Below are 13,062 nucleotides of genomic sequence, written 5' to 3' on the forward strand. Positions count from 1 at the left end.
TTGCTCCGAAACTTAAACAGGAGGTCTTATGTTCGATAAAAACAATAAGCTGCGACATAGCATTTCATTGGCAGCCATGCTGGCACTCAGCGGTTTGAGCGCATCTGCCTGGGCTGATGCCTACGAAGACGCGGCAAAAAAATGGATCGGCAGCGAATTCAAACCGTCCACCCTGACGGCCGATCAACAGCTCGAGGAATTGAAGTGGTTCATCAAGGCCGCCCAGCCGTTTCGCGGGATGGACATCAAGGTCGTCTCGGAAACCCTGACCACTCACGAATATGAGTCCAAGGTGCTGGCCAAGGCGTTTACCGAAATCACCGGGATCAAGGTCACCCACGACTTGCTGCAAGAAGGCGATGTGGTGGAAAAGCTGCAGACCGTGATGCAATCGGACAAAAGCATTTATGACGGCTGGGTCAACGACTCGGACCTGATCGGTACGCATTTCCGCTACGGCAAGACCGAATCGATCACAGACCTGATGGCCAACGAAGGCAAGAACTTCACCTCGCCGACCCTGGACATCAAGGACTTCATCGGCATTTCCTTCACCACTGCGCCGGACGGCAAGATCTATCAACTGCCCGACCAGCAGTTCGCCAACCTCTACTGGTTCCGCGCCGACTGGTTTGAACGTCCGGAGCTGAAAGCCAAGTTCAAGGAAAAGTACGGTTACGAATTGGGCGTGCCGGTGAACTGGTCGGCCTATGAAGATATCGCCAAGTTCTTCAGCGAAGACGTCAAGGAAATCGACGGCAAGCGCATCTACGGGCACATGGACTACGGCAAGAAAGACCCGTCCCTGGGCTGGCGCTTCACCGATGCCTGGTTCTCCATGGCCGGTGCCGGCGACAAAGGCCTGCCCAACGGCTTGCCAGTGGACGAGTGGGGGATTCGTGTCGAGGACTGCCACCCGGTCGGTTCCAGCATCACCCGCGGCGGCGACACCAACGGCCCGGCGGCGGTCTATGCGACGCAGAAATACGTCGACTGGCTCAAGGCCTACGCGCCACCGGAAGCGGCGGGCATGACCTTCTCCGAATCCGGCCCGGTGCCGTCCCAGGGCAACATCGCCCAGCAGATCTTCTGGTACACCGCGTTTACCGCCGACATGACCAAGCCGGGCTTGCCCGTGGTGAACACCGATGGCTCGCCGAAATGGCGCATGGCGCCGTCCCCGCGTGGCCCGTATTGGGAGGAGGGCATGAAGCTGGGGTATCAGGACGTGGGTTCCTGGACGTTCATGAAGTCCACGCCTGAGAAACAGAAACTCGCGGCCTGGCTCTACGCACAGTTTGTGACCTCGAAAACCGTCTCGCTGAAGAAAACCATCGTTGGCCTGACGCCGATCCGTGAGTCGGACATCAACTCGCAAGCCATGACCGACCTGGCACCGAAACTCGGCGGCCTGGTGGAGTTCTACCGCAGCCCGGCCCGTGTGCAGTGGACCCCGACCGGGACCAACGTGCCGGACTACCCGCGTCTGGCGCAATTGTGGTGGAGCCACATCGCCGAAGCGGCCAGCGGCGAGAAAACCCCGCAACAAGCGCTCGATGGCCTGGCCAAGGACCAGGACGCCATCATGACGCGGCTTGAACGCTCCAAGGTGCAACCGGTGTGCGGGCCGAAAATGAACCCGGAACGGGATGCGCAGTACTGGTTTGATCAGCCGGGGGCGCCGAAGCCTAAGTTGGCGAACGAGAAGCCTAAAGGTGAAACCGTGAGCTATACCGAGTTGCTGAAATCGTGGGCGGATGCGCGTAAGTAAGCGGCTGTAATGTGAAAGGCGAACGGCACCGGAAGGTGCCGTTTTCATTGGTGGCAGATAGACCGCTTTCGCGAGCAAGCCCGCTCAGGAGTTCAGGGTTGTCCACGGATCCCCTGTGGTAGCGGGCTTGCTCGAGAAGAGGCCATCTAATACATCCAATTTCTTGAGCCGATCAAACACCTCACAAATACAGTGTTCAGCTGAGGAGTGGTGGATCGATCAGACCAGTACAGCCAAATCCGTGTACCTGGCAACTAACGGGTCAGCGGTGAGGCGCTTCATAGGTTCTGTCATGGCCGTTGCGACAATGAGACGGTCAAAGGGATCACGATGGTGATGTTCCAGATCTTTCACTGCAATGGCATGTTCCGAGGTCACAGCCAGTTCGATGAACCCACTGTCGAGGCAATACTGGCGTAGTTCTTCCAGATCAACGTTCAGTTTTCCCAGCCCGACCTTGATCGACATCTCCCAGAATGTCGCTGCGCTGATATAAATGTCGGCCGCGTTTTCAATGAGTTTTCTGGCCTTGCCAGAGAGCTTCGGATCATCGCCGAGTGTCCAAAGCAGAATGTGAGTATCGAGCAATAACCTCATCCTTGAGTGCCTTCAAAAGCATCGAGCATATCGTCCGGCAGAGGTGCATCGAAGTCTTCGGGAAGAACAAGTTTGCCTTTCATCGCTCCGATACGCTGTCCGCAATGCTTGTCCATGGGGACCAAGCGGGCAAGGGCCCGACCATGTTTGGCAATCGTGATGATCTGCCCTGCTGCTGCGTCATCGACGAGTTTGGATAAATTGTTTTTTGCTTCCGCCAGCGGAACGATGATCATCATTGCTCTCCCATATTCTGGACAAATATAGCCAGAATATTTTGGAGCTGCAAAGTCGTATGATTGCTCTGTGCAGATGAGCGGAGGATTGGTGAGTTCCGCTTTGTAGTGTAGGTGCGCGACCTTGCTTTGGCGCTGCGCCGCTAGAGCGTCGAAGCCGTCTACTAACTCAAGAAAAATGTCCCGTTTCATTATTCGCTCTCTTTTGATTGCTCTGTCCAGCAGTCATCCAAGATAGGACCAAGGACATGATGCTGGCTGTAGGACGAAACGGACAATCCAGCGAGAGCTTTCGGCGATTGCGAGTGGATGGAAGAGCAGCGGTAACAAATCTTACAAACGCAAAAACGGCACCCGAAGGTGCCGTTTCTGTTTTCTAGCGAGTATCGCTAAGTGATCAACCTGCCAACCCGGCCTGCTGAACCAGCACCAGCAATGGCTGCGGATACAGACCCAGGAAGAACGCCAGTGCGGCGATGGCCAGCAGCATTACGCCGCCTGCACGTTGTTCCCAATGCAGTTGCGCATCGTGGCGACGTAGATTTGGCTCGATCAGATACAGGGTGACCATCACGCGCAGGTAGTAGAAGACGCCGATGGCGCTGCCCAGTACCAGGGAACCGACCAGCCACCATTGGTGCGATTCGACGCCGGTAGCAATGATGTAGAACTTGCCGATGAAGCCCGCGGTCAGCGGGATGCCGGCCAGGGACAGCATCATCACGGTCAGCACGGCGGTCAGGTACGGACGGCGCCAGAACAGGCCGCGGTATTCGTACAGGGCATCCGCGTCACGGCCGTTGTACGGCGAGGACATCAGGGTGATCACGCCGAAAGCGCCGAGGCTGGTGATCACGTAGGTGACCAGGTACACGCCGATGGCTTCCACGGCCAGGCCTTTGCTCGCCACCAGAGCGATCAGCAGGTAGCCGAAGTGGGCGATGGACGAGTAACCCAGCAGACGCTTGAGGTTGCTTTGGGTCAGTGCCAGCAGGTTACCGAACAGGATCGACGCGATGGCGATGATAGTCAGCACGTCGCTCAGCACACCGCTGCTTGCCGCTGGCGAGATCTGGAACAGACGCACCATCACCGCGAACACCGCAACTTTGGAAGCGGTCGCCAGGAACGCGGCGACCGGCGCCGGAGCACCTTCGTATACGTCCGGGGTCCAGAGGTGGAACGGCACCAGCGACAGCTTGAACGCCAGGCCGATCAGCATCATGCCCAGGCCCATTTGCGCCAGGGAGCTTGGCAGGCCGGTGGCCGCGAGGGCTTGACCGATACCCACGAAGCTCAGGCTGCCGGAGTCGGCGTAGAGCAGGGCCATGCCGAACAGCAGGAACGCGGAGCCGGCGGCCGACAGCACCATGTACTTGATACCGGCTTCCAGCGAACGCTTGTTGAAGAAGGCGTACGCCACCAGACCGTAGACCGGCACCGACAACAGTTCCAGACCGATGAACAACCCGGCCAGGTGTTGCGCGCTGACCAGAACCAGGCCACCGGCGGCGGCCATCAGGATCAGCAGGTACAGTTCTTCGCGGTTGCCGGGGTAACCCGAGCCGCCATCGCCGAGGTAGGCGTGGGCGAGTGTCACACAAGCGAGGGTGGCGACCAGGATCAGCGCCATGTACAAGCAAGCGAAGTTATCGATCTGCAGCAGTGGGGTCACGGCCAATGGCGCGACTTTCAAGGCTGGCAGGATCGACAACAATGCCAGGTTCAAACCCGCCACGGAAATCAGGAAGGTTTGCGAGTGGTTGCGGCGCCAGGCGATGGCCAGCATCACCACGATGATCGTGGCGGTGGTGATCAACAGTGGCGCGAGCGCGATAAAGTGTTGAGTCGTGAATTCCATAGCGCTCTTACCGGGCCGAAGCGAGTTGAGTGAAAGCGGTACCGAGCCACTGCTGCACGCCATGCATCGTTGCGGCAGAAGTGTCGAGGAACGGCTGCGGGTACACGCCGATGTAAATCAGCAGCGCCGCCAGGCCGAGCACCATGATCAGTTCGCGACCATCCATGCCATGCAGCACTGCGTCCGACTTGGACGGGCCGAAGTAGGCACGGTGGATCATGATCAGCGAGTAGACCGAACCGAACACCAGGCCCGTCGTTGCAATCGCGGTAATCCACGGAGCAGCGGCGAAGGTGCCGATCAGGATCAGGAACTCACCGACGAAGTTACCGGTACCCGGCAAGCCCAGGGACGCAGCGGCGAAGAACAGGCTGATGGCCGGCAGGTAAGCGATCTTCGACCACAGGCCACCCATTTCACGCATGTCGCGGGTGTGGGTGCGTTCGTACAACTGACCACTGAGGATAAACAGTGCCGCAGCCGACAGACCGTGCGCCAGCATCTGCATCACGGCGCCTTGCAGCGCCAGTTGGCTGCCGGAATAGATGCCGATCAACACGAAACCCATGTGGGAAACGGAGGAGTAGGCGATCAGACGCTTGATGTCCGTTTGGGCGAAGGCCAGGAACGCACCGTAGAAGATCCCGATCAGACCTAGGGTCATGGCGATCGGCGCGAACTCGGCCGAGGCATTCGGGAACAGCGGCAGGGCGAAACGCAACAGACCGTAGGCCGCTGTCTTCAACAAGATACCGGCCAGGTCGACCGAACCTGCTGTCGGCGCCTGGGCGTGAGCATCAGGCAACCAGGAGTGGAACGGCACGACCGGCAGTTTCACCGCGAAAGCGATGAAAAAGCCGAGCATCAGGATGTACTCGGTGGTGAGTGACATCTTGGTTTTCAGCAGGTCGGCGTAGTTGAAGGTAATCACGCCAGTGCTGTTGAAGTTGACCAGTACCAGGCCCAGGATCGCCACCAACATGATCAGGCCGGAAGCCTGGGTGAAGATGAAGAACTTGGTCGCCGCGTAGATCCGGGTTTTCTTGCCGTCCGAAGAACTGTGACCCCAGAGCGCGATGAGGAAGTACATCGGCACCAGCATCATTTCCCAGAAGAAGAAGAACATGAACAGGTCGAGGGCGAGGAACACGCCGACGACACCGCCCAGGATCCACATCAGGTTCAAGTGGAAGAAGCCGACGTGACGCTGGATCTCTTTCCACGAGCAGAGTACCGAGAGGATACCCAGCAGGCCGGTCAGCAGGATCATCAACAGCGACAGGCCGTCGAGGGCCAGGTGCACGCTGATGCCGAAGCGCTGGATCCAGATGTGCTTGAACTCAAGCACCCAGGTCGGATCGGCGCCAGGGGCCGGCGCAAATGAATAATTACCGTGGGCCCACAGCCAGAGGCCGAGTGCGAGTTCCAGGGTCATGGTCAACAGCGCAATCCAGCGGGGGAGGGTAGCGCCGAAGCGCTCACCCATCCAGCACAGCAGGCCGCCGATGAAGGGGATCAGGATTAGCCAAGGCAGAATCATGACGGGCTCAATTCCTTTCGCAAGTTCGCAAGGTTCATATTCAGACCGCTACCAGCACGATGGCGCCGATGACCAGCACGGAGCCGGCTGCCATCGAGGCCGCGTACCAACGCAGTTGACCGGTTTCGGTACGGCTCAGGGCGGTGTGGCCGCCTTTGGCCATACGCGGGATCAAACCGATGGTCTGATCGAGCGGGTCTCTGCGCAGTGCGTGGCTGATCGCAAGGTATGGCTTGACGAACAGTTTGTCGTAGATCCAGTCGAAGCCCCAGGCAGCGAACCACCAGGCCGAAAGGAAGCGGCCGATGCCGCTGTTGGCGATTGCAGTGACGAAACGACGCTTGCCGAGGAACAGCATCGCGGCCAGCAGGATACCGGCCAGGGCGATGGCGCCCGACGCGATTTCCAGACTGTGCTTGGCTTCGCCGCCGGCATGGCCGACGCTCTCTGGCAACACGCCGTGCAGCGGTGGCACGATCATGGCGCCGACGAAGGTCGACAGCACGATCAGCACCGACAGGGGCAGCCAGTGAGCGATGCCGTGACCGGCGTGGGCTTCGGTCTTCGCTTCACCGTGGAACGCGATGAAGATCAGGCGGAAGGTGTACAGCGAAGTCATGAACGCGCCGACCAGACCTGCATACAGCAGACCGTGGTTGCCGCTGGCAAACGCTTCCCAGAGGATTTCGTCCTTGGAGTAGAAGCCTGCGGTGACCAGTGGCAGGGCCGAAAGGGCCGCGCCGCCGACGATGAAGCTGGTGTAGGCCAGTGGCAGTTTCTTCCACAGGCCGCCCATCTTGAAGATGTTCTGCTCGTGGTGGCAGGCAACGATCACCGCACCGGACGCCAGGAACAGCAGCGCCTTGAAGAAGGCGTGGGTCATCAGGTGGAAGATCGCGCCTTCCCAGGCACCAACGCCCAGCGCCAGGAACATGTAGCCGATCTGGCTCATGGTCGAGTAGGCGAGGATACGTTTGATGTCGGTTTGAACCAGTGCCGCGAAACCCGCCAGAACCAGGGTCACACCGCCGACGACGCCGACCAGGTGCAGGATATCCGGCGCCAGGGCGAACAAGCCGTGAGTACGGGCGATCAGGTAAACGCCTGCGGTCACCATGGTTGCGGCGTGGATCAGTGCCGAAACCGGGGTCGGACCGGCCATCGCATCCGCCAGCCAGGTTTGCAGCGGCAGTTGCGCGGATTTACCGACAGCGCCGCCCAGCAGCATCAGGGTCGCCAAGACGATCCAGAAGTCGCCGACCTTGAAGTGCCCCGGTGCCTTGACCAGCAGTTCCTGGATGTTCAGCGTGCCCAACTGTTGGAACAGGATGAACAGGCCGATGGCCATGAACACGTCACCGATGCGGGTCACGATGAACGCCTTGAGTGCCGCGTTACCGTTGTTGCGGTTGCTGTAGTAGAAACCGATCAACAGGTACGAGCACAGGCCCACGCCTTCCCAGCCGAAGTACAGGAACAACAGGTTATCGCCCAGGATCAGGAACAGCATGCTGGCGATAAACAGGTTGGTGTAGGCAAAGAAGCGCGAGTAACCGTCTTCACCGCGCATGTACCACGATGCAAACAGGTGGATCAGGAAGCCGACGCCAACGACCACACCGAGCATGGTGACCGACAGGCCATCCAGGTACAGCGCGAAGTTCGGCGTGAAGCCTTCAACGGCCATCCACTGCCACAACACTTGCGTGTAGTGACCGCCTTCCGGCGGGGCGACGTTGAATTGCCAGATCACGTAAGCCGCGACAATCGCCGACAGGCCGATGGAACCGACGCCAATCAGCGCCGACAGGTTTTCCGAGAAGCGGCCGCGTGAGAACGACAGCAGCAGGAAACCTATGAGGGGGAATACGAAAGTCAGATAGAGAAGATTCATCCGCGCATCTCGCTGGCAGCGTCGATATCGAGAGTGTGGAAGCGGCGATACAGCTGCAACAGAATCGCCAGGCCAATACTGGCCTCGGCGGCTGCCAGGCTGATCACCAGGATGAACATGATCTGTCCATCCGGCTGACCCCAGCGGCTACCGGCAACGATGAACGCCAACGCGGAGGCATTCATCATGACCTCCAGGCTCATCAGCACGAAGAGAATGTTGCGCCGGACCATCAGGCCGACCAGACCGAGGCAGAACAGGATGCCGGCGACCGCCAGACCATGCTCCATAGGGATAGCAGGCATCGTCATTGCTCCTTGGCTTCGTTGCGGCCCAAGTGGAACGCCGTGACGGCTGCGGCGAGCAGCAACATCGAGGCGAGTTCGACCACCAGCAGGTACGGACCGAACAGGCTGATGCCCACGGCCTTCGCGTCTACGGTGGTGTGGCCGACGGCCTGACCGCTGGAGTGGCTGAACAAGACGTACAGCAGTTCAGCCAGCAGCAGGGCGCCGAGAACGACCGGGCCGAGCCAGATGCCGGGCTTGAGCCAGACGCGCTCCTGCTGAACCGAGGCAGGACCGAGGTTGAGCATCATCACCACGAACACGAACAGCACCATGATGGCGCCGGCGTAGGCGATCACTTCCAGCACACCGGCGAACGGCGCGCCGAGGGCGAAGAAGGTCATCGCCACGGCAATCAGCGAAATGATCAGGTAGAGCAGGGCGTGCACAGGGTTGGTGTTGGTGATCACGCGAAGCGTGGCCACAACCGCGATACCCGATGCGAAATAGAAAGCGAATTCCATCTTTCTTCCTTAAGGCAGCAAGCTCTTCACGTTGATCGGCTGGGCTTCGTTCTGCGCGGAGCCTTTCGGCTTCCCGGCAATCGCCATACCTGCAACACGATAGAAGTTGTAATCAGGGTTTTTGCCGGGGCCGGAGATCAGCAGATCTTCTTTCTCGTAAACCAGGTCCTGACGTTTGAACTCGGCCATCTCGAAATCCGGTGTGAGCTGGATCGCGGTGGTCGGGCAGGCTTCCTCGCAGAGGCCGCAAAAGATGCAGCGCGAGAAGTTGATGCGGAAGAAGTCCGGGTACCAGCGACCGTCTTCGGTTTCGGCTTTCTGCAGCGAGATGCAACCGACCGGGCACGCCACGGCGCACAGGTTGCAGGCAACACAACGCTCTTCGCCATCAGGGTCGCGGGTCAGGACGATACGGCCACGGTAGCGCGGCGGCAGGTACACGGCTTCTTCCGGGTACTGCAGCGTGTCGCGCTTGCGGAAGGCATGGCCGAAGATCATCACCAGGCTGCGAAGCTGGGTGAAGAAGCCATGCACGATGTCAAATATGTACTTCATGATTCTCTATCCTCACTGAGCCGCGACGGCGGGCGTGTTGAGCAACACGATCGCAGCGGTCACCAGCATGTTGACGAGGGTCAGCGGCAGGCAGAACTTCCAGCTGAAATCCATCACTTGGTCATACCGTGGGCGCGGAATCGAGGCGCGCAACAGAATGAAGATCATGATGAAGAACGCGGTTTTGAGCGCGAACCAGATGAACGGGATCTGCGGCAGAATACCGAACGGACCGTGCCAGCCACCGAAGAACAGGGTCACCAGCAGCGCCGAAATCAACACGATGCCGATGTACTCACCAACGAAGAACATGCCCCATTTCATACCGGCATATTCAATGTGGTAACCGTCGGCCAGTTCCTGCTCCGCTTCCGGCTGGTCGAACGGGTGACGGTGAGTCACGGCGACGCCAGCGATGAAGAAGGTCAGGAAACCGAAGATCTGCGGGATGATGAACCACAGGTTCTGCGCTTGATATTCAACGATGTCGCGCATGTTGAACGAGCCGACCTGGATCACGATGCCCATCAACGACAGGCCCATGAACACTTCGTACGACACGGTTTGCGCCGAGGCCCGCAAGCTGCCCAGCAAGGCGAACTTGTTGTTACTCGACCAGCCGGCGAACAACACCGCGTAGACCGACAGGCCCGCCATGGCGAAGAAGAACAGGATGCCGATGTTGATGTCCGCCACGCCCCAGGTCGGGGTGATCGGGATGATCGCGAAGGCAATCAGCAGGGCGCTCATGGCGACTACCGGTGCCAGGGTGAAGATCATCTTGTCGGCGAACGGTGGCGTCCAGTCTTCCTTGAAGAACATCTTGATCATGTCGGCCGCGATCTGGAACGCGCCGAACGGGCCGACGCGGTTCGGACCGTAACGGTCTTGCCAGAGGGCGAGCAGACGACGCTCGACCCAACTCAGCAGCGCGCCGCACACCACTACGGCGAGCAGAATCACGATGGCCTTGAGGACCGCGATGATCACGTCAATCACTTCAGGCGTGAACCAGGTCATTGAGCTGCCTCCTGCAGACCGTCAACGGTTTTGCCAAAGATCGCCGCTGGAATGCCGGCGATACCCGCAGGCAATGCCACCAGACCAGCGCCCAGCTCTTCATTGATACGCAGTGGCAGACGCAGGGTCTGGCCATCGACGTTCACGCTGAGCAAGGCACCATCGTTGACACCCAAGCGATCGGCTTCGGATTTGGCCAACGCGACGTAGGCGGCCGGGATGCGTTCCTGAACCGGGGCGGCTTTCGAAGAGTTCTCTTCGCTGCCAAGCAGGTGGAAGAACGGCACGACCTGCCAGGTGCCCGGAGCCGGGTTGAACGCGCGTGGAACACTGGCGAACCAGTTCAGCGAGTCACCGGTGCTTTCGATCAGGCGGGTGCCCGGGTCGCCAGCGCGGATGTGACCACCGACTTCGTCCTGGAACTTGTTCCAGGCTTGCGGCGAGTTCCAGCCCGGCGACCAGGCGAATGGCACTTGCTGACGCGGTTCGACCGAGCCCGAGTAACCTTCCATCGAGAAGTTGAACGCGGTGTCGTTGTCTTGCGGGGTACGCGGTTCGTGCACGCTGATATCAGCACGCATGGCGGTACGACCGGAATAACGCAGCGGTTCGCGGGCCAGTTTCATGCCTTTGATGCGGAACGCGGCGGACGGTGCGGCATCAACGATACGCGCCAGTTGCGGCGTGCTCGACGCGACGGCTGCGGTGACGTGGTCCAGTTGGGTCCAGTCGATCGGCTGGTTCAACAGGGTCGCGCGCAGGGCATGCAGCCAGCGCCAGCCTTCGTGAACCAGGATGCTCGCGTCCATGTATTTCGGGTCGAACACCTGGAAGAAGCGCTGGGCGCGGCCTTCCTGGCTGACCAAGGTGCCGTCGCCTTCCGCGAAGCTGGCGGCTGGCAGAACCAGGTGCGCGCGATCGCTGGTGGCGGTTTTCTGATGGTCCGCCACGATCACCACTTTCGCGGCGTTCAGGGCGGCATCGACCTTGGCTTTTTCAGTGCGGGTGTACAGATCGTTTTCCAGCACGACGATGGCGTCGGCACGGCCAGAGATCACGGCTTGCAGGGCGTCATCGACCGAGTTGCCACCAAGCATGGCCAGGCCGAGGCTGTTGGCCTCTGGCACGATCAGGCTGATGGAACCGTTCTTCTCGCGCAGCTTCAGGGCCTTGGCGATGTTCGCCGCCGCTTCGATCAGCGCTTTGGAACCGAGCGAAGTACCGGCAATGATCAGCGGACGCTTGGCGGCCAGCAGGGCATTGGCGATGCGCTGAGCCAGTTCCACGGCTTCAGCGTCCAGGCCTTCAACGGCCGGGGCGCTGGCGTCGAGGGCGTGAGCCACGGCGAAACCGATGCGGGCCAGGTCGTCTGGAGCAGCGTGTACGCATTCTTCAGCGATGTCGTCGAGCTTGGTTTCAGCCAGGCTGGCGATGAACAGCGGGTTCAGTTCTTTCTGACCGATGTTCTTCACCGCAGCGTCGAGCCACGGCTGAACGCGCATCGCGTCGGCCATGTCTTCGGCCTTGCCCTTGACCGATTGACGCAGGGACAGGGCCATGCGCGCAGCGGTCTGGGTCAGATCTTCGCCAAGGACGAAGATCGCGTCGTGGTCTTCGATGTCGCGCATGTTCGGGATCGGCAGCGGGCTGTCTTTCAGAACTTGCATGACCAGGCGAATGCGCTCCAGCTCGGCGGCTTCGATACCGGAGTAGAAGTGCTCGGCGCCAACCAGTTCACGCAACGCGAAGTTGCTTTCGAGGCTGGCACGGGGCGAACCGATACCGACGATGTTGCGACCGCGCAGCAGGTCAGCCGCTTTGTCCAACGCTTCGTCGAGGGTCAGCTTGGCGCCGTTGGCCAGCAATGGCTGACGCGGGCGGTCTTCGCGGTTGACGTAGCCGTAGCCGAAACGGCCACGGTCGCACAGGAAGTACTGGTTGACCGAACCGTTGAAGCGGTTTTCGATACGACGCAGTTCACCGTAGCGCTCGCCCGGGGAGATGTTGCAACCGCTGGAGCAGCCATGGCAGATGCTCGGCGAGAACTGCATGTCCCACTTGCGGTTGTAGCGCTCAGAGTGAGTCTTGTCGGTGAATACACCGGTCGGGCAGACCTCGGTGAGGTTGCCGGAGAACTCGCTTTCCAGGGTGCCGTCTTCAACGCGACCGAAGTACACGTTGTCGTGGGCGCCGAATACACCGAGGTCGGTGCCGCCAGCGTAATCCTTATAGAAGCGCACGCAGCGGTAGCAAGCGATGCAGCGGTTCATCTCGTGACCGATGAACGGGCCGAGATCCTGGTTCTGGTGGGTACGCTTGGTGAAGCGGTAACGACGCTCGTTGTGGCCGGTCATTACCGTCATGTCTTGCAGGTGGCAGTGACCGCCTTCCTCACAGACCGGGCAGTCGTGGGGGTGGTTGGTCATCAGCCATTCGACGACGCTGGCGCGAAACACTTTCGCTTCTTCGTCTTCGATGGAGATCCAGCTGCCGTCGGTGGCGGGGGTCATGCAGGACATGACGATCCGACCACGGGTGTCGTTGGCGTCGGTGTACTGCTTGACCGCGCACTGGCGGCAAGCGCCAACGCTGCCAAGGGCGGGGTGCCAGCAGAAATAAGGGATATCGAGGCCTAGCGACAGACATGCCTGTAACAGGTTGTCCGCCCCATCGACTTCGAGCTCTTTGCCGTCTACGTGGATAGTGGCCATGGTTCAAAGTTCTTCGTTGGCCCGGTGTCAGCGGGCGTGGCTAATGGAATCTTGTTATTCGCGTGA

11 protein-coding genes are annotated in these 13,062 nt (G+C 60.0%); 1 reads left to right on the forward strand and 10 read right to left on the reverse strand.

The annotated features are described in order from the left end of the window. The first annotated feature begins 28 nt into the window (after nucleotides 1–28). The gene (locus tag HB680_RS20690) at nucleotides 29–1,771 is read left to right on the forward strand and encodes an ABC transporter substrate-binding protein (RefSeq protein WP_213940365.1); all 1,743 of its coding nucleotides are present in this window, start codon (nucleotides 29–31) and stop codon (nucleotides 1,769–1,771) included. Nucleotides 1,772–1,990: 219 nt separating this feature from the next. On the opposite strand, the gene HB680_RS20695 is transcribed toward HB680_RS20690, so the two are convergent. The 10 genes from HB680_RS20695 to nuoG all read right to left on the reverse strand — a co-directional run bounded on the left by HB680_RS20695 (nucleotide 1,991) and on the right by nuoG (nucleotide 12,996). Further along, nucleotides 1,991–2,368, reverse strand: a complete 378-nt coding sequence (locus HB680_RS20695; protein ID WP_213940366.1) for a type II toxin-antitoxin system VapC family toxin — start codon at nucleotides 2,366–2,368, stop codon at nucleotides 1,991–1,993. After that, a complete protein-coding gene (locus HB680_RS32895) occupies nucleotides 2,365–2,796 on the reverse strand; it encodes a type II toxin-antitoxin system Phd/YefM family antitoxin (RefSeq protein ID WP_256735591.1) in 432 nt (143 codons plus the stop codon). The genes HB680_RS20695 and HB680_RS32895 overlap by 4 nt, the downstream gene beginning before the upstream one ends. Before the next feature lie 205 nt (nucleotides 2,797–3,001). Next, nucleotides 3,002–4,465, reverse strand: a complete 1,464-nt coding sequence (gene nuoN, locus HB680_RS20705) for an NADH-quinone oxidoreductase subunit NuoN (protein WP_054053690.1) — start codon at nucleotides 4,463–4,465, stop codon at nucleotides 3,002–3,004. A gap of 7 nt (nucleotides 4,466–4,472) precedes the next feature. Then, entirely contained in the window at nucleotides 4,473–6,005 is a 1,533-nt protein-coding gene (gene nuoM, locus HB680_RS20710; RefSeq protein WP_213940367.1) for an NADH-quinone oxidoreductase subunit M, read from the reverse strand. Nucleotides 6,006–6,045: 40 nt separating this feature from the next. Further along, a complete protein-coding gene (gene nuoL, locus HB680_RS20715; protein ID WP_213940368.1) occupies nucleotides 6,046–7,899 on the reverse strand; it encodes an NADH-quinone oxidoreductase subunit L in 1,854 nt (617 codons plus the stop codon). Then, nucleotides 7,896–8,204: an NADH-quinone oxidoreductase subunit NuoK gene (gene nuoK, locus HB680_RS20720; protein ID WP_133838688.1), complete on the reverse strand. Its 309-nt coding sequence runs from the start codon at nucleotides 8,202–8,204 to the stop codon at nucleotides 7,896–7,898. Before nuoK ends, nuoL begins: the two co-directional genes overlap by 4 nt. 2 nt (nucleotides 8,205–8,206) lie before the next feature. Beyond that, a complete protein-coding gene (nuoJ, locus tag HB680_RS20725; RefSeq protein ID WP_133838687.1) occupies nucleotides 8,207–8,710 on the reverse strand; it encodes an NADH-quinone oxidoreductase subunit J in 504 nt (167 codons plus the stop codon). Nucleotides 8,711–8,719: 9 nt separating this feature from the next. After that, nucleotides 8,720–9,268 (reverse strand): NADH-quinone oxidoreductase subunit NuoI, encoded by a 549-nt coding sequence (gene nuoI / locus HB680_RS20730; protein WP_027925108.1) that lies wholly within the window; start codon nucleotides 9,266–9,268, stop codon nucleotides 8,720–8,722. A 9-nt stretch (nucleotides 9,269–9,277) separates the two neighbouring features. Then, nucleotides 9,278–10,285, reverse strand: coding sequence for an NADH-quinone oxidoreductase subunit NuoH (gene nuoH, locus HB680_RS20735; protein ID WP_028623953.1), 1,008 nt, complete (start codon nucleotides 10,283–10,285; stop codon nucleotides 9,278–9,280). Then, complete coding sequence (gene nuoG, locus HB680_RS20740; RefSeq protein WP_213940369.1) at nucleotides 10,282–12,996, reverse strand: NADH-quinone oxidoreductase subunit NuoG; 2,715 nt, start codon at nucleotides 12,994–12,996, stop codon at nucleotides 10,282–10,284. The genes nuoH and nuoG overlap by 4 nt, the downstream gene beginning before the upstream one ends. Nucleotides 12,997–13,062: the final 66 nt, after the last annotated feature.

Source organism: Pseudomonas sp. dw_612, from assembly GCF_018449725.1.
GTDB lineage: Bacteria > Pseudomonadota > Gammaproteobacteria > Pseudomonadales > Pseudomonadaceae > Aquipseudomonas.